Genomic DNA, 21,295 nt, shown 5'->3' with positions numbered 1-21,295 from the left:
TGTTTTATTTATTCTAAGATTTCAAACATATCAGGATGTTTTGACGAATACTTAAGTTTAATTTTTTGATTTAATTTATATTTTGAATTTTTATTTTCCAGTTCAAATTCAAACTTTTTTTCTTTAACACTATAATTTAAATACGCCACAGGTCTCTTGCCATATCTTTTAGGGATACTGTCAAGCTTTGCAATGAATCCAGTAATTTTATCGGTTTCTTTTGAGTCTAAAAATTTATACTTTCTTTGTTTTGACAATTCAAGTGAAATAAACAGCGTACCGAAAATCAATATAATTAAGAAGATTGTCATGAAACCACTTAGAAAAACATATTTTATTTTTTTCCAGGGATACCAGAAGAATTTTCCGGGATTTTCACCTGCCACCTTTTCATATATAGATAATGTTAGACCAACATAACTAAATAAAATTAAGACAAAGAATAACATTGACATCCAATAACTATTACCATAATCATAATTGTATCCAAAAAAATAGATAATTAATACGATTGAAATAATAATGAAGAGAGAAATTTTCTTGCCTATTGACATTCAATATAAGTTAAAGCAATTCAAAAATACTTGCTGCTCCCTGTCCTGTTCCCACGCACATGGAAACCATTCCGTATTTATTACCTCGTTTACGCATTTCATCAAGTAGTTGAACGGTCAGTTTTGTTCCGGTGCATCCAAGTGGATGTCCCAAAGCAATTGCACCTCCGTTTACATTTAAAATATCAGGATTTAAGCCTAATTCTTTTTTAATGGCAACAGATTGTGAGGCAAATGCTTCATTTAACTCGATTAACTCAATATCTTTTAATTCTAAACCAGCCTGTTTCAAAGCTTTTGGAATGGCATAAATTGGTCCCATTCCCATGATTCTCGGCTCTAATCCGGCAGCTGCGTAGGCAACTAATCTTGCTTCAGGTTCAAGACCTAATTCTTTCACCATCTCTTCACTCATCACCATCACAAATGCTGCTCCGTCGCTCATTTGAGAAGAATTTCCGGCTGTTACACTTCCTCCATTAGCGAAAACCGGTCTTAATTTAGCCAAGCCTTCCAGAGAAGTGTCTGCTCTTGGACCTTCATCTACTGAGAAGTCGAACTTCTTAGTCTGCATTTTCTGGTTTTCATCTAAGAAATTATACTCAACAGGAATCGGAACGATTTGATTTTTAAATCTGCCTTCCTGATTGGCTCTTAAAGCTTTCATGTGAGATTCAAAAGCAAATTGATCTTGCTCTTCCCTTGTGATATTGTACTGTTTTGCAACTTCTTCAGCTGTGTAGCCCATTCCCCAGTAATAATCCGGGTTGGTTTTAGCAATATCCGTTTCCGGAACCGGTTTGTAACCACCCATCGGAATATAAGACATAGATTCTGTACCACCTGCAATAATGCAATCTGCCATTCCGGCCTGAATTTTTGCAGAAGCAATAGCAATCGCCTCACTTCCTGATGCGCAATACCTGTTTACCGTAACTCCCGGAACTTTGTCTGTATTTAATCCCATTAAGGAAATTAATCGGGCTACGTTCAAGCCTTGTTCAGCTTCAGGCATTGCATTTCCTACGATGAGATCATCAATTCTATTTTTATCTAATTGCGGAAGTTCAGCCATTAATTTTTCAATCACGGTTGCCGCCATTACGTCGGGTCTTGTAAATCGTAAACTTCCTTTTGGAGCTTTTCCAACGGCAGTTCTGAAACCCTTTACTATATATGCTGTTTTCATATGTAGACTTTATTTTTTATAATGTCATATGGAATCGTCTAATCGTAATTATTATTTGTTGAAAAACCCATTAAGTACGATTTCATATTTTTTGTTTAATTAAATTTTTTGAGAGTTTGCCTCGTAGAGGTAAACTGTTCATAGCTTTTTGTTTTGTAAATCGTGGAGCTCCGTAGGAGCGACCTGTTAATTTTCAATCCATTCAAATAAATATTTTGAATCATATTCAATCGCAAATTTTTGTAATAGATCTAAGTATTCTTCTTTAAATGTTTTCTTTTTATGATGTTCTTCCTGATTTAAAATATATTTAACAACAGAATCAACACTGCTTTTAGAATAAGAAAATGCACCATAACCCTCTTGCCAGTTGAACTTTCCTCGCATCCATCCCTTTTCATTAATAAATTTTGATGAAGCAGCTTTTATATCTCTAACCAAATCTGAAATTAAAACTGTTGGCCCAATGCTTACAAGAATATGAACATGATCCGGCATTGCAAAAACAGCAAATAATTTTTGATTTCTATTAGTGACAATACCTGTTATGAACTTGTGCAATTCTTCTCTATTTTGCTTTGAGATTAGATTTTGTCTTCCTTTAACGGCGAAAACAATTTGAATATAAATTTGTGTGTAGGTATTTGCCATAAAAACTAACAGGTCGCCTCTACGAGGCTCATCAACTTTATAAATTATTATGATATTAACAGTTCGCTCCTACGGAGCTCTCTATTAGTTCCTCAACGGTTTACCATTCTGTAACATATACTGAATTCTCTCCAACGTTTTTCTTTCACCGCAAAGCTGTAAGAACGTTTCTCTTTCGAGGTTCAATAAATATTGTTCCGTTACAACTGTCTCTTCTGAAAGATTTCCTCCCACCATGACATTAGCTAATTTATCAGCAATCTTTTTGTCGTGTTCAGAAATATAATTTCCGGTTAACATTTGGTCGGTTCCAACATAGAACATTCCCAAAGCATCTTTACCCAGAACTTTCACTTTCTGTTCGATTGGCTGAGTATAACCGTGTTCTGCTAAACTTTTTGCCAGCATTTTTGCGGTCATGATCTGAGTTCTCTTATCAACGGCGACAATATCTTTTCCGTGCTCAAGAATTCCCATGTCGTAGGCTTCGTAAGCCGAAGTAGCCACTTTACCCATTGCGATATTCATGAAAGCTTCACGAAGACGGTTGTTTTTCACGTCATCTTTATGAAATTCCCTTGAAGTTCTCAGTGTTAATTCTTTTGTACCGCCACCGCCAGGGATTACACCAACTCCTGTTTCTACAAGTCCGATGTACGTTTCTGCTGCTGCAACCACTCTGTCGGCGTGCATCGTCATTTCACAGCCTCCTCCAAGCGTCATTCCGTGAGGAGCAACTACGACAGGAATAGAAGAGTAACGAACCCTCATCATTGATTTCTGGAAATAAGCAATCGCCATATTTAGATCATCCCAATCCTGCTCAATCGCCATCATGAGAATCATGGCTAAATTGGCTCCTACAGAGAAATTTGTGCCCTGATTTCCAACAACCAATCCGTCATATTCTTTTTCGGCTAAATCAATCGCTCTGTTCAATCCGTCTAAAACTTCGCCTCCTAAAGAATTCATTTTAGAACGGATTTCAAAGTTGATAATTCCGTCACCCAAATCTTCAATCGCAGCACCTGAATTACTCCAAAGTGTTTTGTTTTTTCTGATATTATCTAAAATAATGAAAGAATCTTGTCCTGGAATTTTATTGTATTCACCTGAATTTTTATCAACATAAATGCTTTGTCCTTCTTCATTAACTTTGTAGAACGTTTCTACATTTTTCACCCAGTCTGAAACTTCGTATCCTGCTTCTTTTGCCAGTTCAATACCTTTTTGAACGCCAACAGCATCCCAGATTTCAAACGGACCATTTTCCCAGCCGAAACCAGCTCTCATCGCATCGTCTATTTTATATATATCATCGGAAATTTCAGGAACTTTATTTGAAACATAAGCGAATAATGCACCCAGAGATTTTCTGTAGAGCTCTCCGGCTTTATCTTTTCCACCAATCAATACTTTAAATCGATCAATTGGTTTATCAATATTTTTAGTTAATTCTAACGTAGGGAAAGAAGATTTACCTTGAAGTTCGTATTCTAAAGTGTCAAGATTTAGTCCGTGAATTTCAGATTTTCCTTCTGCATTTTTTACCTTTTTATAGAAACCTTGTTGTGTTTTTGAACCTAGCCATTTATTATCAACCATTTTCTGGATGTAATCAGGAAGCGCAAAAACATTATTGAAATTATTGGCTTCAGCACCGCTTTGACGAACGCCGTTGGCAACCATTACCAAAGTATCCAGTCCTACAACATCTGCTGTTCTAAATGTCGCCGATTTTGGACGACCGATTACCGGACCAGTCAATTTATCAACTTCAGAAACCGTTAAACCTAATTTCTGAACATTGTGAAGCAAATCCATCATAGAAAATACCCCGATTCTGTTGGCTATAAAAGCTGGAGTGTCTTTTGCCAAAACAGTTGTTTTTCCTAAGAATTTCGCCCCATAATTCATGTAAAAATCAATTACTTCAGGAGCTGTATCATTTGTCGGAATAATCTCTAAAAGTGGAAGATATCTCACCGGATTAAAGAAATGCGTTCCTGCAAAATAATGTTTGAAATCGTCACTTCTTCCTTCTGTTAAAAGATGAATAGGAATTCCTGAAGTATTGGACGAAATTAATGTTCCCGGTTTTCTGAACTGTTCAATTTTTTCATAAACGGATTTTTTGATGTCTAATCTTTCAACAACAACTTCAATGATCCAGTCAGTATCTTTTATTTTCGGTAGATCGTCATCGAAATTTCCGATCTTTATTCTATCCGCAAATTTTGGGGAATAGAGTAGAGCCGGACTTGCTTTTTTCAGTTTTTCAAAGTTTTCAGAAGCGATTCTGTTTCTCACCGCTTTGTCTTCTTTCGTCAAACTTTTTTTCTGTTCTGCTTCAGTAAGTTCAAAAGGAACGATATCCAGCAATGACACCTGAACGCCAATATTGGCAAAGTGCGCCGCAATACCGCTTCCCATAATTCCTGAACCAAGAACTGTAACGTGTTTGATTCTTCTTTTCATTTGATTTATTGATTTGTTTATTATTTTCTGTTATTTAAATTGGTGGCAATTTTCATGATCTCGGTCATCACCTCTTTGAAAATTTCAAGTTTTTCAGGATCGATTTTCTCCATGATCTTTTTATTGAAATTAACAACCACTTCTTTAGACATATTTCTTGAATGCAATCCTTTATCGGTAAGTTTTATGATAACTTCCCGCTTATCGGTAGTCGTTTTTTCTTTATAGATATATCCGTTATCTTCAAGAAGCTTGATAATTCTCGTGAGAGACGTGGGTTCAATAGCCATTTTAGGTCCCAGATTGGTACTTCTGGTTCCTTCTTTTGGATCTATTTTAAGGAGAGTAAGCGCCTGAACAGCCGTAGAATCGTGTTCCTGAGCCATTTCCGTGTACATCTTAGAAACAGCCAGCCAGGTCTGCTTCAAAATTAAATCGACGTTTTCTATTTTCTCTTTCTTGTTATCCATTAATTTTCTATATCAAGGTTTTACCCAAATTTAGCAAATATTATGCATGCATAATATTTATTTACGTTAAAATTTGTTAATACCCTGAAAATAAAATGATTAATTAATATGATTAGCATAATACTATGCATGCATAGTATATTGAATTAATAAAAAAATAGAAAAATTAATAAATGGTTTTTAAAAATATAATGATTTCTTCAAATGATTCACATCGGTGGATTGACGAAAATCCTGAAATATTCCAGTACATATCGTTGAATTCAAAAGTAAAGGCAGAAAGATCTGCAGAGAAGTTTTTCTGAAGTAAAGAAAAAAGCATTTCCTTATAAACATAAGGAGCAATGATTTTCGGAGAAACAAAATTTTCATTGATTTGAAACAAAGTCGGACTTGTAAGTTCTTCATGCTGTACCAAAATATCTTCTACAATACCTGTATGTAGTTGGCTATCTTTGATATACCATATTTTATCTGCGAATTCCTTAGCCAGACGCCAGTCATGAGATGAAAACAGGATAAGTTTATTATGTTCCAACGCTAATTTCCGCAGAGTTTTAAGGATCATAACTTTATTCTTCTCATCAAGGTGTGTGGTCGGTTCATCCAAAATGATGAACGGAGATTGCTGAGTTAATGCTCTTCCTATAAATGCTTTCTGCAGGTTTCCGTCCGACAGATTTCTAAGTAAAGTATGCTTGTATTGATTTAAATCTAAATCTTCTATGATCTGAGAAACTTCTTCACGGTCTTCTCTTTTAAGCTCAAAATAGAAAGGGTAATGAATATATTTTCCTAAAGAAATCAAATCTTCAACCGTGTAATTCTGTGGAATCACAGCTTTTGAGAACACAGCGGCAATATTTTCCGCTATTTCCTTGACTGAAAGTTTTTTGATATTTCTACCACCAAGAGAAATTTCTCCTTTTAAAAGTGGAATCTGATGTAAAATAGATTTGATTAAAGTTGTTTTACCTACACCGTTATTACCAATCAAAAGACATACTTCTCCTACATTCAAATGTGCATTTGCATCTGAAATTAATGTTGTGCCGTAGCCAATATTTGCCTGTTTGATTTGTAGATGCATATTTTTAATCAGAGATAAAAATAGTTAATAAATTAAAAAGAAATTCAGCAGAGATTTAAATTAACAGTTTTAGATATATTTGCCTTATTACTCACACTTTATTCTGTCTCAAAAGCATTGTCAAAATTACAGGAATTCCAAAAACTGAGCTTATTACATTCAATGGAATTTGTGTTTTCTCGGCAATAATAGAGAAAAACAACATAATTAACATTCCTAAAAACATATTTAAAATCCATTGCTGCCAAAGCTTTGAGGGGTTGTAAATCAATCTGCAGAAATGAGGAATAATAATGCCAATGAATAAAATAGGACCTAAAAATGCCGTTACAGAGGCAGAAAGCAGGGAAGAGGATAAGATAATCAGTATTTTCAACCGGTTCAGATTAACTCCGAGACTGTGTGCATAAGAAGTTCCCAATGAATTTCCGATTAAAGGTTTTATGGTTTTAAAAGAAATAAATAAACCAGCTAAAACAAGCGCTGACAACACATAAATCTGATTCCTTGAAACCATGTTGTTAGCTCCGAAAGACCATAAAATATAATTTTTTAAACTTTGATTTTCGGCATAAAACTGAAGCAGCGAAACAATAGCTCCGGCAAAGGCAGACACCAGAAATCCAAATATCACCAGGTAAGATTTATCCTGAAATTTACCCGCTACTGACAATATAACAAGCATTAAAGCCATACTTCCCAAAATAGAAGATAAGCTCAGAAAAGTATTCTGAAGAAAATCCGGAAGTGAAATGTTGTAGGAAAAAAAGATGTAAAAGGCCACCGAAAGACTTGCCACTGAAGTAATCCCTAAAATATCGGGGCCGGCAAGCGGGTTTTGAAAATATTCCTGCATCAGAAAGCCCGAAGTAGGAATGGATATTCCCGCTAAAAGCATGACTAAAACCCGGTTGATACGAATTTCAGCGATAAGGCTATGAGGTGTTTCCGTAAAAAAATCCTGTATTCTTAACGTTAAAAATCCTGTGTTCAGATTAAAAATTGCAGTAAAGATTATTGCAATCAAAAACAGTAAACACAGAATTTTAAATTTTTTCGACATTATTTAAAACAGAAATTCAGCTTACTTTAGGAAAGAGTTAATCTTAGAATTCAGTACATCTTCAGTCATCATTCCCAACGTTTCATCTGTTTTATCACCTTTTCTCATGTAGGTAAACGGAATGGCGCTACCATCCCATTGTTTAAAATTTCCTGCAAAAAAGTCTCCTCCTAGAGCTTGGCCATCCAATAATACTGTATTACTACGGATTCCCTGCTCATCAACAAACTGAGGAACTTTTGTATTCCAGTCTTCTTTATTATCTAAGCTTATGAATGTAATTTTAACAGGTTTTCCGTTTAGTTCCTGTATTTTATTTTTAAAATGAGGAATTTCCTTTACACAAGGCCCGCACCAGGTTGCGAAAAAATTGGTAACGTACAGTGTATCATTGTTTTTACCTAAAAATGCAGACGTTTCTTGCGGGGTCATCATCTTCAATGCTGCCGGAGCATTTGAATTTTCTGATACGGAAGCAGAATCTGCCGTCATATTGCCGTCTTCGGTTTTTGGGTTCTCTTTTTTACAGCTGACAAGAGAAACGAAGAAAAGCATTGGTAAAATTATCTTTTTCATAATTATTTTTTATCTATTTTTGAATTGAAGTATGGAACAACAAATCTATAAGGGGAAACTTACAAAGTTTCATTGGCTAAAAATAACGAAAAAGGAAGAACTGACCAAAAATACTTTCTCACTGGAGTTTGAAATTCCTGAGAGCCTGAAAGAGAATTTTAAGTTTGACGCAGGGCAGTTCGTAAGTATAAAATTTCATTCCCACACCAAAGATGTTATCAAAGATTATTCGATGACTTCGGCGCCATTTGAGGAAAAGATTGCTTTAGGGATTAAAATAAATTCTCCGGAAAGCGATGCTTCAGCATTATTCAGAAATTATAATATTGGTGATGAATTACTGGTGAGCGAGCCGGGCGGAAGGTTTACGCTTGTTTCAAAACCAAGTGAGTTCAGAACTATTGTAGGTTTTGCTGCAGGAATAGGAATTACCCCGATTTTAAGTCATTTTAAAAATATTCTTCATAACGAACCGAGAACGAGACTTTTTCTTTTTTTCAGTAATAGAACCCGTGAAGATCTGATTTATCGGGAACAGCTGGACAATCTTGCCAGAAACTGTGGCGAAAGGCTTCAGATATTTTACTTCTATTCACAGGAAAAAACGTCAAACACTTTTTTTCACGGAAGGCTTGATGATAAAAAATTAAGCCTGATTATCAATCAAATCCTTCATCTGGATGATACGGATGAAGAATCTACCATCTGGGATGCTGTAGATGATGTTCTGATTTGCGGGAAAGGCGATATGATTAAAAAGCTTGCCAATGCGTGCTATCACCACGGAATTCCTAAGAAAAATATTCATTTCGAGCTTTTTGAGGAATATAATGACGATATTTACCCTGTAGAAAAAGAATTTCCACTTATCGAAAATATCAAAGTGGAATTTAAAATGTTTAATAAGGAATATTGTACAGAGCTTCCGGATAATAACGATAAAATTCTCCAACAATTACTGATTCAAAAATTTGACGTACCATATTCTTGTAAATCAGGTATTTGTGGAAGCTGTGAATGTGTTCTTGAGGAAGGGGAAGTAGAACTATTAGAAAACGAATATCTGACAGAAAAAGAAGAGAAAAAAGGACATATTTTAGCCTGTATGTCGATTGCAAAAAGCAAAAAAATAAAGCTTAACTTTGATCTTAGTTGAGAATAATTAAAAACATATTTAATCTTATATTCATATCAGCGGAAATAATGATTCTGCTGATATGTCTTGCTAATGCGTGGGTATTTGCACTCACGGATGGCAGAACTTATAATAAAATATCCAAAATTCCGCCAAGAGAAGTTGCGCTTGTTTTAGGTACTTCACCGAAAATGAGATCAGGCTCTTCTAATCCTTATTTTACAAAAAGAATGGATGCCGCTGCCTTGCTTTATCATCACGGAAAAATCAAAAAAATTCTTGTAAGCGGTGAAAAAAGCAGAGGATATGATGAACCTGCCGCCATGAAAAACTATCTGATCTATCAGGAAGGGGTGCCTGAAGAAATTATTATGGAAGATCCTAAAGGATTTAATACCTACAGAAGTATCCTGCGATGTAAAGATGTTTATAAAAAAGACAATGTAATCATTGTTTCCCAGGGATTTCATAACCTCCGGGCATTGCTTTTCGCAAGAAACAATAATATGAATGCTCTTGGATTTGATGCTCAGGATGTCACAAAGCCTGAGAGCTACTACAGAAACCAGTTCAGAGAGATATTGGCCAGAACAGTCGCCGTTGTATATTTTGCTTTGGGTATTTCTCCTGATTAGAATGGATAACCGAACGCGATATTCAGCGTAGGTTTAAACGGCTGGAAATATTTCAGTCTCCAACGGTCTCCTTCCGGTTTATTTGGGTCGTATATCTTATAAGCAAGATCAAGCCTTAACGTTATATAAGCAATATTTACCCTTAACCCAAAACCACTTCCGATGCCGACCTGCTTCAGGAATTTATTAAATTTGAATTCATCACCTGATCCTTCATTAGAGTTTTTTAAAGCCCAGATATTCCCGATATCAGTAAAAAGGGCACCTTCATAAGTATCATTAAAAGGAACTCTGAATTCGACATTAGTTGTCAGTTTCATGTTTTCTGTCATGAAAGTTCGAACCCGCTCGTCAATCTGCGAGTCTGCAGGACCAAGTCCGCCGAAAGGAACCCAGGCTCTGATATCATTGGCACCTCCGTTAAAGTATGATCGTATCACTGGCATACTGGAAGAATTTCCATAAGGAATGCCAATCCCCACAAACTGACGGAGAACCAGCGTGTTTTTATTGAATTTAAAGTATTTTCTTACATCAAAATCAAATTTTACAAACTGTGCGTATGGAACTCCGAAAATCGTTTTTTCTGGGCTGGTGACAACTCCTCCGTCGTTTCTTTTTTGATTAAAAATGCTGAAAATATTTCCGGCAAGCTCTACTTTTCCATTAAAATAGAAGGAATTCGGATAATCTTTTTTACCAATTTCGTTATACACAAAATTGTAGATGAAGGATGAAATTAGAACGTCCTGTGTCTGACGGTCTTTGTTTACCAATGTTCCCAAGAACGCTATAAAACGGTCAGCACCCTGCTGATCCAGGCCTGAAATATAATTTTGGTCAAGAATAATCAATCTGGAAACCTGATCTATGGTAAGTTGTCCGGCATTGAACTCCTGTGCTATACTCGGGTTTGAAACAAAGTAATCAGAGAATATTTCACTTCGAACAGCCTCGTCATTTACAAAATAATCGTAGTAAGCATCTTTGTTTTTCGTTAAACTGAGTTGTGTGTTAAACAGCGTCAGTCTGTGAGAGACCTTATCATTTACCGTGGCGAGATAATTTAATCCTGTGTTAAAATTTACCCTTCCCAAGCCAATATTATTCTGTACTGAAGCTCCCAGAACAATAGATGAAGTCGGGCTATATCTCTTAGGTAATAATTTGTAATAATCGAACGGCAGCAATAATCTTGGGAAATTCAAAGAAGCCTGGGCAGACAATTCATAAGCCAGAACTCTGCTGCTGATATCCTTTGTACTTCTTATGGACCCGAATGTTCCGGCTATACTGGTGGAAAGGTTTTCTGCACCTCCGAAAACATTTCTCGTCGTAAGATCTACGGAAGGAGAAACTCCGAGATTCAACAACTGGGAATAATTGATGTCTGTACCTACTTTCAGTTCGTATTTCGGAAGAGGTTTAAGAACATACATTACATCGATAATACTGTCGTTGGGAGAAGTTCCGCCGCCACGTCTTAAAGAATCTCTTGATTTAAGAATACTGAAATTATTCATAGCCAAAAGATTTCGCCTTGTAAGATCAAATTTTTTCTGATCATACACTTGTTTGTTTCCAATAGTAATAGCGCGCCATATTGCCCTCGAATCATATTGATTGTCAACCTTATGGAATCTTATGCCTCTTAAGCTGTCTTTCTTTGTATTTTTGGGATAATCTCCTACTTCATCCACAATAGCGACATCTATATTTCCGATAGTGGAAACTTTATAAGGGCTGTCAAGAGAGTCTTTATGAATTTCGAGAGTTAAAGGAACCTGCTTTCTGCTTTTAAGAGAATCTGCAACAAAATATATTTCGTCACCAAGATTATTGAATTTGTAATACCCATAATCTTTCATCAACTCATTGATTCTGTTCACTTCTTTTTCAAGAACCGTCTGATCCAGTATTTGTCCTTGTCTTACAAGACTTTCTTTTATTTTCTGCTGATAAATGTTTTTTACGCCCGGATCTGTGATATTGTAATAATATTCTTTAATGTAGGTAGGATCTTTGTGGGTGATAAAATAAGTTACGGCAGCCTTTTTGGCAGCAGAATCAAGATTATGCTTAAACTTTACTTCTGAATCCCAATATCCGCGGTATGTAAGTCTTTTTTCAATAGATTCTGCACTTTTTTCTGTCTTTGCCTGATCCAGAATAACAGGTGCCGATCCCCAATTGTGGTGCAGTCTGTCGAAAAACAGACTCTTGCCTACGCTGCTTTTCATATTGTATTTAACGAAAAGAGAATCCCTTAGTTTTTGATTTCTCAATTCATTAGGATAGGTCATATATTCGTTAAGCAAAGTATCATATTTCGGATTGGCAGCATTGTACAGCCACAAACTCAACGGCATAAAAAGAAACTGTCTTTTGTTGGGCTTTTGCTGTACATAGTTTTTAAGCTCACTGTCAAAAGGAGCCTTTTTATCTTCAAACTGAAAGTTATTGGAAACAAGCAGATATTCTCCGTCAGGAACTTTCTTAGTAGTACTACAAGCATAAAGGAGACCTACAAATGTTGCAAATGATATAATTTTATAATACTTTTGAGGAGAATTCTTATAATGCTTACAGCTCATACAATAAAAATTTTACAATCTTTGGATAGAAAAAAGTTCAGGCAAAAATACAATTTGTTTTTGGTTGAAGGTAATAAAACAATCACTGAACTTTTTAATTCAAACTTTAAAATTAAAGAAATATTTTCTACCGATCCTCAAAAATTGGACCGTCAGGATATTCCCGTAACTCATATCTCTGAAAATGAGTTGAAAAAAATCAGTTTTTTGCAAAATCCGAAAGATTCTGTAGCTGTTTGTTATCTGAGAGAAGAAAAAAAATTAGAGGACAGCGATCTGCAGTTGGTTCTTGACGGAATCCAGGATCCGGGGAATATGGGAACTATTATACGTCTGGCAGACTGGTTTGGTATCAAGCAGATTATCTGTAGTAAAGATACTGTAGATTTTTATAATCCGAAAGTCATTATGTCGAGTATGGGATCGTTTACAAGGGTTAATATTGTTTACGAAGATCTTACGGAATATCTTTCTCATACAAAAAATGTAAATATCGGAACGGATATGGAGGGAGAGAATATCTATTCTTTCGCAAGGCCTGAGAAAATGAATCTTATTCTAGGCAATGAGGGTAACGGAATGCGACCTGAAACAGAAAAGCTGTTAGAAAAAAGTGTTACGATCCCAAGGTTTGGAGAATCTCAGTCTACTGAAAGCCTGAATGTTTCTATGGCGGCCAGTATTATTTTAGGACAATTATTCAGAGTGAGAGAGTAATAAAGTTGGAGGGTTTGAGCGTAAAGTGATCGATATCAACTCTAAAACACTATAACTCTCCAACTTTAAAACTTCAAATAAGTTGTTCCATGCTTGAAACACTTTGATTTTTCTGGTAATTTTCTAGTTTCTTTCTTACAAACCTTAAGGCAATTGGAGCAAGATAAATTAAAGCGACTCCTGCTACTTTTCTTTTCCAGTTTGAGCTTTTAAGGCTTTTCCTTGCATAATTACCTACAATGGCAGTTACTCCGAGTTTAATTAAAGTATCAACGGCATCTCCTTTGAAGGCTGAACCCGCAATCCCCATTGCTGTATTTTTATTGATGAAGACATCTTTTATTTCTGAAGTGATCTGTTTAGCAATTACATCTTTTCTCAATACCACTTTTTCATCACCATCTTCATCTATTTTCTCCTGCAGATACTGATCGGTTAAACCATTGGTGAACGCACTCAAACTTTCCTTGGTATTTTTGAATGTCAGAAGATCTTCAAGTCCGTCTATTTCCTGCTTCAACAGCTTTTTCTTTCTTCTTAATTCTTCTAAGCTTTCATACTTTCTGCCCATAGTTTAATGATTTAAAAATTTAATAACCTGATCTGCCACATAATTTACGAGTTTCTTTTTAAATATCATAATCATAATCATTACGACAAGATAAAATGCCGCTACAATCAGAAACCCATACGAACTATTTCCTAATGCCTTCCCAATAAGAAATGCGATCCCAAAATTGAACAGGATAATGAAAAAACCAAAGGCCACCAGCATTAAGACAAGGTATGTGATAATTCCTGCCGAAAGAGACGATTTTTCCGTCGCTTCAATTTTCAGAAGGTCAATTCTTTTTGATGCGTATTCTTTAATAGTTTCAATCATTGTTTTTGTTTAAAGTTACAAAAAAAGGAACTTTCGTTCATAAAGTTCCTTCTTATAATTTATCTGGAAAATAAATTATTTATGATTTTAGATCATTCAATTCAGATTCTACATTTTTTACTACGTCTGCAGTTTTTGAAACAATCTGATCTTTATATTTGTCATATCCGTCTTTCACTGTGTGAGCAACGTTATTTGCTGTTTCTTTGAAAGTAGAAGAAATATTTCCGTACTGATCTTTTACTTTTTCAGAAACTTCTCCGTATTTGCTTTTAGCCTGATCTTTAAGATCATTAGCTTTATCTTTAATTTTTTTTCTGGTTTCCTTACCTTCTTCCGGAGCATAAAGCATTCCCAAAATTACACCCGCTGCAGCACCAGCAAGAAGTCCTGCTAAAATACCCGCTGTATTGTTTTTCTTAGACATTTTCGTTTTTTTTAATTAGTTAATAATACTAGTTTACTTGCACAGAAATGTACAATTAATATACCAAAGCAGCGGCAGATCTATTAAAATGTTAAAATTTTTTGATATGTGACAGAATACTTTCTATTGTCCCTTCTTTGGAAAGGTTAGTGTTGTCAATAACAATGGCATCATCTGCCTGCTTTAAAGGAGCTATTTCCCGTTCACTATCAATCTTATCACGGATAAGAAGGTTTTCTTTTACCTGTTGTTCATCTGCATCAATTCCCAGACTGATAAGCTCTTCGTAACGTCTTTTTGTTCTTTCTTCGATACTTGCCGTCATGAAAAATTTATAGTCCGCATGTGGCAGAACTACTGTCCCGATGTCACGTCCGTCCATAATAATGCCTCCTTTTTCTGCCAAAGAGCGTTGCGACTGTAAGAGGAAATCTCTTACTTCTTTCTGTTTTGCGACAAAACTTACATTTTCTGACACTTCATTTGTCCTGATTGCTTTCGATATATCGATATGATTAAGGAAAAGTACGAGTTCTCCATTGTCATTCTTAAATTCAAGATCAATTTGATCAAAAGAAGAAAACAACTTGTGTGTATCGATAGATCCTTCTTCATTCAGGCAGTTTTGAAGCGCAAACCAGGTAACTCCTCTGTAAAGCGCACCTGTATCAAGATGGATAAGCCCCAGCTTTTCGGCAATGATTTTTGATATAGAACTTTTTCCGGTAGACGAGTACCCATCAATCGCAATTACAGGTTTTTTCATACTGCAAATTTCAAGAATTTTTCTTAAAAATCAAGCAACCCTAAGACATTTCTTAGGGTTGCTGGTTTTATTTTAAATTAACTTGTTTAGATTTAAAATCTTACGATTTTATTTTGTTGCATAAAATACACTGTTTACGGTGATTAAAAAATCTAAAATTTTTTATTGGTTAAACTAATATCCGGCGTGGCTGGTAAGGTCTATAGAAACACCGATCTGATTGACATTGGAAGAATTATGATATCTTACATGGGCATAATCGATACGGAATCTCGATAATTTAATTCCGAAACCGGCAGAAAGCCCTGAAAAATTCCTCTGATCTGCGACCGCAAGTTCATTACCTCGCTTTACATTATATCCCAGCCTGATATTGAATCCTTTTTCAGGAAAAAGCTCTGCACCAAGAGAGAAATGGTCTGCGATTTTTCGTCCTGCATTGACTTCTTGGCCATTGACATTGTACTGAGAAGAAATGTCAAATTCCTGGAGATCGTGCGCCGTAATGGTAATCGCTAACGGAATAGTCTTTAAAATTCTCGTATATCCTAAATCTACTCTGAAAGGAAGGTTCTCTCTTGTTCCGTTGAAAGATTTAAACTGATACCCGAAGTTTCTGAATACTAAAGAGGCCGTTTCTTTATTCTTTTTATTATGATAGGTAATCCCGGCATTTCCCGAAATAGCAGAAGAGGTATAGCTGTCAATCTTGGAAGTGATAAAATTCAGTCCGCCACCGATCGTCCAGTCTTCTTCAAACTGATAAGCATATCCTGCTCCTATAGCAACATCGGACGCTTTAAAGGTGCCGTTTTCAAAACCGCTTTCATCGGTTCTTGGGATATCTCCATAGCTCATATAGCGTGCATTGATGGTTGCCATATGACCGTTGTCAAAATCTCTGGCATAAGCTATTGTTCCGTATTTTGAGTCTGCAAGATATGCCGTAGCATTTACAGAAAGCTGGTTGTCGGAATCTTTGTTCAGCAAAGAAGGGTTTGCAATTGCAAAGGAAACATCATGATCTCTTACAGAAATAGCATCACCGCCCAACGCAGCCTGTCTTGCAGATACAGGAATATTCAGAAACGGATAAACGTTTGTTCCTGTTTGTGCATAAGAAACAATTCCTGACAGAAATAATGAAAAAATGATAATTTTCTTCAATTCAGTTTATTATTAATGCAAAAATAATCCTTTTTCGTACTTGTCAAAATATTTATCGCACTATTTACTGGTAAATTTTAAGTTTTTTGAAAATAGTAAAAGGTTTCTGTTATTTAGTTATTCTTTGAATTCATTTCGTAGAATACTTACAAGCATTGAATAAATGTAATTAATCCTAGCCCGTATCCGAAGAGGTATAATATTTCGACAGGCTCAGCAGAAGTTGCAAGCGGGAAAGACTTCATAAAAACAGATACCGTTTTCGATGTAATTAAATTTTCCCCCTAAAAAAACAGCTTACCGCGCAAGATTTAAAAATTTAATCCAGAATTAAAAATCAACCTTATTAATGATTATATTTGCAAAGTCAAATTTCTGACCAACCAATAAATAAAGTTATTTAAAAATAAAGATGAAATATAAAAGAATCCTTCTGAAACTTAGCGGTGAGGCCTTAATGGGAAACAGACAATATGGTATTGACAATGACAGGCTTCAGGAATACGCAGCTGAGATCAAAAAAGTAGTAGACAAGGGCTGTGAGGTAGCTATTGTTATTGGAGGAGGAAATATTTTCCGTGGGGTAGCAGGAGCCGCAAAAGGAATGGACAGAGTGCAGGGAGATTATATGGGAATGCTCGCAACGGTAATCAACGGTATGGCTTTGCAGGGTGCTCTGGAAGATGCAGGAATTAAGACAAGACTTCAGTCGGCCATAGAGATGGATAAAGTAGCAGAGCCTTTCATCAAAAGAAGAGCAGTAAGACATCTTGAAAAGGGCAGAGTAGTGATCTTCGGAGCAGGAACAGGCAATCCTTATTTCACCACAGATACTGCGGCAACATTAAGAGCTATTGAAATTGGAGCTGATGTAATCTTAAAAGGTACAAGGGTAGATGGAATCTATGACAGCGATCCTGAGAAAAATGTAAATGCGGTAAAATATAATTCATTATCTTTCGACGAAGTTTATGCTAAAAATCTTAAAGTGATGGATATGACGGCATTTACTTTAAGCCACGAAAATAAATTGCCGATCATTGTTTTTGATATGAACAAAGACGGAAATCTTGAAAAAATTGTAGACGGAGAAAATGTAGGTACTTTAGTTGATTTGTAATTAGGTTGCAGGTAATAGATGTTAGGGCTTAGGTCGGGGATTATTTAAAAATTTAATTTATTTAAAGATTTAAGCATTAAAAAATATTACTCATTACCCATTACTTATCGCTTATAAAAATGTGTAACTTATCAAATTTTTATTATATAATGGAAGAATTAGATCTTATAGTAGAATCTGTACAACACGATATGGAAGCAGCTGTTAAGCACCTGGATCATGCATTTCAGAGAATCAGAGCGGGGCGTGCGTCCACTAATATGGTTCAGGATGTAATGGTAGAATACTACGGAGCCCTGACACCGATTAACCAGGTTGCGAATGTTTCTATTCCGGATGCGATGACGATTTCTATTCAACCTTGGGATTCTAAAGCGATTAACGATATTGAAAAAGCGATTATCAACTCTAATTTGGGGTTTGCGCCTTCCAACAATGGAATCAATATTATTCTTAACGTTCCGCCATTAACGGAGGAAAGAAGAAGAGAGCTGGCAAAGCAGGCCAAATCAGAAACCGAAGATACGAAAGTCGTGGTAAGAAATGCCAGACAGAGCGGCCTAAAAGAACTTAAAAGACTTGAGGGTGTATCTGAAGACGTAATTAAAGGTATTGAAGCAGATATTCAGGTTCTTACCGATAAATATGTGAAAATTTGTGATGAGCATCTGAAAGTAAAAGAAGCTGAAATTATGAAAGTATAATTTTCAGATTTTAAAAAAAATAATAAAGCGGCTTTTAGGCCGCTTTTGTTGTTTACAGGCAGTTAACGTCTTTTTTATCTTTATTTTTCAGAATCAGATCGTATTTTTTCATCAATTCCGAAATGTCACATTTTGTTTCTTTATTAGCAATACTTTTGGGATCCTGATTATTCCCTTTGGAAAGGATAGAATAATTTTTCTCAAAACACTGCGCCACTTTATAATCTAAAATATAAATTCTTTTTTCTTTAATATCGTCTTTCGTTTCGGGTTTTTCGGGCGTTCCTCCGTCAGCAAAATTCCAGACGGTTTCTTCGTTAAAAATAAAAAATACCTGATCGTCTTTTACAAAATACTTTGTTGCAGATGAAAAATGACTGTGTTCGGCGTAGAAATCCTTCACCATTTTAAGTTTATTATTCTGATAATAAAGCGTTACTTCACCTTCTCTTTCATTACAATTATAAGAAAATGTTGTTGAATCAAGCTTTTTTGAAGTCAGTAGATTATTGATATTTCCATATTCTTTTTTGATGTAAGCAATCGTTTTTACAGAGTCATTCTGAACCTTTAAAGAATCATTTTTTAGTAGTAAACTATCTCTTGAAGAATTACTATGTGACGTTTCTGTTTTTTCTTTTTTGCAGGAGACAATAAGTAGCAAGCACATACTAAGAATTGTAATTTTCATACTGTTCAATGTTTTGGTTGTGCCAATATATACAAAAAATATGCTGTTATAGTAAAAAGATCCGGAAAATTCCGAACCTTTTTAAGTAATATTTAAAATTAAATTACTGATATCTTTTATGTTCCTCTTTTTTAATGAACAATTTGGTGAGCGGTTTAAAGAATACCTTATATTTTTCTACATCAAACAGCTGAGAGTCTGTAAGCGCCTTGTATGTCATCCAGATTCCGAAAGGGAAAAGAACAAGATTAGGAACCCATGCGGCGAGATAAGGATTTATTTTTCCCGACCATGCCATGTTTTCAATTCCTACATTGATGACATAAAATATAATGAAAATGACAATTGCAATAATCACAGGAAGTCCCATTCCGCCTTTTCTGATAATAGAACCAAGACTTGCTCCGATAAGAAAGAAAATAATACAGGTGAAAGAATAGGTAACGATTCTCTGCTGGTAAATTACTACTTTACTGTAATATTTCACACCGGGATCGATTTCATTATTCTTAGATTCCAGCGTACTTTTAAGATTATCCAGTCTGCTGTAGGCATTATTGATGATATCAAGCTTTTTGTCACCTTTTACGGTGTCAAGTTTTATAATTTGTTTAGGCTTGGCTTTTTGCTTATTTTGCTTGGCATCCATATATGTTATAATGGAATTTGTCTGGTTCAGAACATCATTATTGATATTTGTAAAGAATTTATCATTGTCCTTTTTTGTTTTGTCAATTGTATTATTTAACTGATTGAATGTTTGAAAACGATAGTCATCCGTTATTTTTTCCTCTTCAATCGCCTTATTAATAATTTCACTCACATCAAAATGCGATGTCAGGGAATCAAATTTTATTGCCTGATCCGGTTGTTTCTGACGTACATTTTCAGCTTTCCCAGCAAAATTATCTTCATAAATATATCCGTTAAAAAGGACAAGCTTTAAGTAATTATTATTGGCAGCTGGAACAAATTTTCCTTTTTCTGCTACGATAGATCGCTGATTTTCATAATTTGTTGCTTTTTTATGGATAAAGACCCCTTCGATATTTTCCCCGTTTTCCCCGGATATTTTATCAAACTTCACCATATAACCCGGAATCTGGTCAATGAATTGTCCCGGCGTAAAGTTGAGTGCGGGTTTTGTCTGGGCAATATTGAAAAGCATATTTTTCGCTTTCCGCTGGAAATCCGGGATAATATTGTTGGAGAAAAAATAAAGCATGATCGACAGGACGGTCGTCACACCAAGCAAAGGAACCATGACTCTTGTCAGTGAGATTCCCGCGGCTTTCATGGCAGCTAGCTCATACCGTTCTCCAAATTCGCCGAAAGACATAATGCTCGCAAGAAGAATGGTAAGTGGCAATACCATACTGATAACGCTTACCCCGAGATAAAAAAGCAATTTCAGGATTTGAAAGCTGCTGAGCCCTTTTCCTATAAATTGTCCCAGCTGAACCCAGATGATATTCACAATAAATATGAAAAACAGCACGCTGAATATAAAGAAAAACGGTCCGAAGAAAGTTTTTATGATATATCGGTCTAGTATTTTTAACATTCGCCAAAATTAATGAAAAAGCCACAAAGTTTCCTTTGCAGCTTTCATATTTTATGAAATTTTTATCATATTTAAAATTGTTAAATTATTAACCATAAACTTTAAAAAACTTATAGTCTTATCTAATTTACAATTTGTTTTTAAAGTTCGGTAATAAGATAATTTTTAAATTTATTCTTATCAAATACAAACATTCCGGGATCAAGATTCTGATTTTCTTTATAATCTTTAATAGCAATTACTGCAACATCCTTGTTTGTGCCATGTTGCTCAAGTTTTACCATCTGCTTTTTTGTAGAGTCCACAAAAAGATATACATATTGTATTCCGTTTGCTTTCACGGGAGTAAGCTTAATAAAATCGGTATTTACACCATTTATTTTTTTCTTACCGTTATAAGTAACATTATAATCATTTCTGTAGGTCGAAAGATAATTGATAGGGGAGAACATAGAACCGCTTCCGTTTGGTTTGGCCACTGTTACTTCCATATCCTCAGTGTTGATGTTGTAGATCTTATTTCCGTCAAAAATCTGTTCGGTTTCCATGATCTTCAATTTGTACTTATCTCCTGCAGAGTAATAAATTCCGGGTTCCGTTTTTGAAACCTGTCCATTGGTTCCTGTTCCGAAAGAGAATTTAAAATATGAATTCTTTTTTGCATTATAGTTTGCGGTAACATCATCTAATATTTTTTTAGCCTTTGCATCAATTTTCTGTGCGTTGGTGAACCCTGCGGCACCAACAACCAGGCTCCCTACTATAATTTTTGAAACAATATTTTTCATTTTTTATTTAAATCTTTATAATCTTTAGACATT

General features: G+C 35.2%; 22 protein-coding genes. 5 read left to right on the top strand and 17 right to left on the bottom strand.

Features of this window, described 5'->3' with window-relative positions:
• Window positions 1-8: 8 nt before the first annotated feature.
• The 8 genes from BLR30_RS05405 to BLR30_RS05370 form a co-directional block, all read right to left on the bottom strand.
• Entirely contained in the window at window positions 9-554 is a 546-nt protein-coding gene (locus BLR30_RS05405; RefSeq protein ID WP_089855860.1) for a hypothetical protein, read from the bottom strand.
• 10 nt (window positions 555-564) lie between these two features.
• Window positions 565-1,743, bottom strand: coding sequence for a thiolase family protein (locus tag BLR30_RS05400; RefSeq protein WP_089855858.1), 1,179 nt, complete (start codon window positions 1,741-1,743; stop codon window positions 565-567).
• A gap of 186 nt (window positions 1,744-1,929) precedes the next feature.
• A complete protein-coding gene (gene tnpA, locus BLR30_RS05395; protein WP_089855856.1) occupies window positions 1,930-2,394 on the bottom strand; it encodes an IS200/IS605 family transposase in 465 nt (154 codons plus the stop codon).
• 84 nt (window positions 2,395-2,478) lie between these two features.
• Window positions 2,479-4,872 carry a 3-hydroxyacyl-CoA dehydrogenase/enoyl-CoA hydratase family protein gene (locus tag BLR30_RS05390; protein ID WP_089855854.1) on the bottom strand — a complete coding sequence of 798 codons (2,394 nt, stop codon included), beginning with the start codon at window positions 4,870-4,872 and terminating at the stop codon, window positions 2,479-2,481.
• A 20-nt stretch (window positions 4,873-4,892) separates the two neighbouring features.
• A complete protein-coding gene (locus BLR30_RS05385; protein WP_089855851.1) occupies window positions 4,893-5,342 on the bottom strand; it encodes a MarR family winged helix-turn-helix transcriptional regulator in 450 nt (149 codons plus the stop codon).
• A 166-nt stretch (window positions 5,343-5,508) separates the two neighbouring features.
• The gene (locus BLR30_RS05380) at window positions 5,509-6,432 is read right to left on the bottom strand and encodes an ABC transporter ATP-binding protein (protein WP_089855848.1); all 924 of its coding nucleotides are present in this window, start codon (window positions 6,430-6,432) and stop codon (window positions 5,509-5,511) included.
• A 91-nt stretch (window positions 6,433-6,523) separates the two neighbouring features.
• Window positions 6,524-7,495: a FecCD family ABC transporter permease gene (locus BLR30_RS05375; RefSeq protein ID WP_175443606.1), complete on the bottom strand. Its 972-nt coding sequence runs from the start codon at window positions 7,493-7,495 to the stop codon at window positions 6,524-6,526.
• Window positions 7,496-7,516: 21 nt separating this feature from the next.
• Window positions 7,517-8,071, bottom strand: coding sequence for a TlpA family protein disulfide reductase (locus BLR30_RS05370; protein WP_089855845.1), 555 nt, complete (start codon window positions 8,069-8,071; stop codon window positions 7,517-7,519).
• Window positions 8,072-8,102: 31 nt separating this feature from the next.
• Here BLR30_RS05370 and BLR30_RS05365 point away from each other — a divergent pair, with 31 nt between their 5' ends.
• Window positions 8,103-9,227: a flavin reductase family protein gene (locus tag BLR30_RS05365; protein WP_089855842.1), complete on the top strand. Its 1,125-nt coding sequence runs from the start codon at window positions 8,103-8,105 to the stop codon at window positions 9,225-9,227.
• Complete coding sequence (locus BLR30_RS05360; protein ID WP_089855840.1) at window positions 9,224-9,841, top strand: SanA/YdcF family protein; 618 nt, start codon at window positions 9,224-9,226, stop codon at window positions 9,839-9,841. Before BLR30_RS05365 ends, BLR30_RS05360 begins: the two co-directional genes overlap by 4 nt.
• On the opposite strand, the gene tamL is transcribed toward BLR30_RS05360, so the two are convergent.
• Window positions 9,838-12,435 (bottom strand): translocation and assembly module lipoprotein TamL, encoded by a 2,598-nt coding sequence (tamL, locus tag BLR30_RS05355; protein ID WP_089855839.1) that lies wholly within the window; start codon window positions 12,433-12,435, stop codon window positions 9,838-9,840. The two genes, BLR30_RS05360 and tamL, sit on opposite strands and share 4 nt — an antisense overlap.
• Here tamL and BLR30_RS05350 point away from each other — a divergent pair.
• On the top strand, window positions 12,421-13,152 hold the full coding sequence (locus tag BLR30_RS05350; RefSeq protein ID WP_089855837.1) for a TrmH family RNA methyltransferase: 732 nt from the start codon (window positions 12,421-12,423) through the stop codon (window positions 13,150-13,152). The two genes, tamL and BLR30_RS05350, sit on opposite strands and share 15 nt — an antisense overlap.
• A 73-nt stretch (window positions 13,153-13,225) precedes the next feature.
• On the opposite strand, the gene BLR30_RS05345 is transcribed toward BLR30_RS05350, so the two are convergent.
• The 5 genes from BLR30_RS05345 to porQ all read right to left on the bottom strand — a co-directional run bounded on the left by BLR30_RS05345 (window position 13,226) and on the right by porQ (window position 16,395).
• Entirely contained in the window at window positions 13,226-13,723 is a 498-nt protein-coding gene (locus tag BLR30_RS05345) for a phosphoribosyl-ATP pyrophosphatase (RefSeq protein ID WP_089855835.1), read from the bottom strand.
• 3 nt (window positions 13,724-13,726) lie between these two features.
• The gene (locus BLR30_RS05340; protein ID WP_089855833.1) at window positions 13,727-14,035 is read right to left on the bottom strand and encodes a phage holin family protein; all 309 of its coding nucleotides are present in this window, start codon (window positions 14,033-14,035) and stop codon (window positions 13,727-13,729) included.
• Between the two features lie 79 nt (window positions 14,036-14,114).
• Complete coding sequence (locus BLR30_RS05335; protein ID WP_042722316.1) at window positions 14,115-14,462, bottom strand: YtxH domain-containing protein; 348 nt, start codon at window positions 14,460-14,462, stop codon at window positions 14,115-14,117.
• Window positions 14,463-14,553: 91 nt separating this feature from the next.
• Window positions 14,554-15,228, bottom strand: coding sequence for a (d)CMP kinase (gene cmk, locus BLR30_RS05330; protein ID WP_089855831.1), 675 nt, complete (start codon window positions 15,226-15,228; stop codon window positions 14,554-14,556).
• 174 nt (window positions 15,229-15,402) lie between these two features.
• On the bottom strand, window positions 15,403-16,395 hold the full coding sequence (gene porQ, locus BLR30_RS05325; RefSeq protein WP_089855829.1) for a type IX secretion system protein PorQ: 993 nt from the start codon (window positions 16,393-16,395) through the stop codon (window positions 15,403-15,405).
• Window positions 16,396-16,807: 412 nt separating this feature from the next.
• Between porQ and pyrH the strand changes: the two genes are divergently transcribed.
• Together pyrH and frr are read left to right on the top strand one after the other, a co-directional pair.
• Window positions 16,808-17,515 (top strand): UMP kinase, encoded by a 708-nt coding sequence (gene pyrH, locus BLR30_RS05320; protein ID WP_089855827.1) that lies wholly within the window; start codon window positions 16,808-16,810, stop codon window positions 17,513-17,515.
• Between the two features lie 149 nt (window positions 17,516-17,664).
• The gene (gene frr / locus BLR30_RS05315) at window positions 17,665-18,219 is read left to right on the top strand and encodes a ribosome recycling factor (RefSeq protein WP_089855825.1); all 555 of its coding nucleotides are present in this window, start codon (window positions 17,665-17,667) and stop codon (window positions 18,217-18,219) included.
• Between the two features lie 52 nt (window positions 18,220-18,271).
• Here the strand turns inward: frr and BLR30_RS05310 are convergent, their stop codons facing one another.
• From BLR30_RS05310 to BLR30_RS05300, 3 genes are all read right to left on the bottom strand, one after another.
• Window positions 18,272-18,910, bottom strand: coding sequence for a hypothetical protein (locus BLR30_RS05310; RefSeq protein WP_089855823.1), 639 nt, complete (start codon window positions 18,908-18,910; stop codon window positions 18,272-18,274).
• 103 nt (window positions 18,911-19,013) lie between these two features.
• A complete protein-coding gene (locus BLR30_RS05305; RefSeq protein ID WP_089855820.1) occupies window positions 19,014-20,474 on the bottom strand; it encodes an LptF/LptG family permease in 1,461 nt (486 codons plus the stop codon).
• A 140-nt stretch (window positions 20,475-20,614) separates the two neighbouring features.
• Complete coding sequence (locus BLR30_RS05300; RefSeq protein ID WP_089855818.1) at window positions 20,615-21,262, bottom strand: outer membrane lipoprotein periplasmic chaperone LolA1; 648 nt, start codon at window positions 21,260-21,262, stop codon at window positions 20,615-20,617.
• Between the last annotated feature and the right edge of the window lie 33 nt (window positions 21,263-21,295).

The sequence above is a fragment of the Chryseobacterium taeanense genome, assembly GCF_900099685.1.
GTDB lineage: Bacteria > Bacteroidota > Bacteroidia > Flavobacteriales > Weeksellaceae > Chryseobacterium > Chryseobacterium taeanense.
This window is presented reverse-complemented; position numbering and strand designations above follow the sequence as displayed.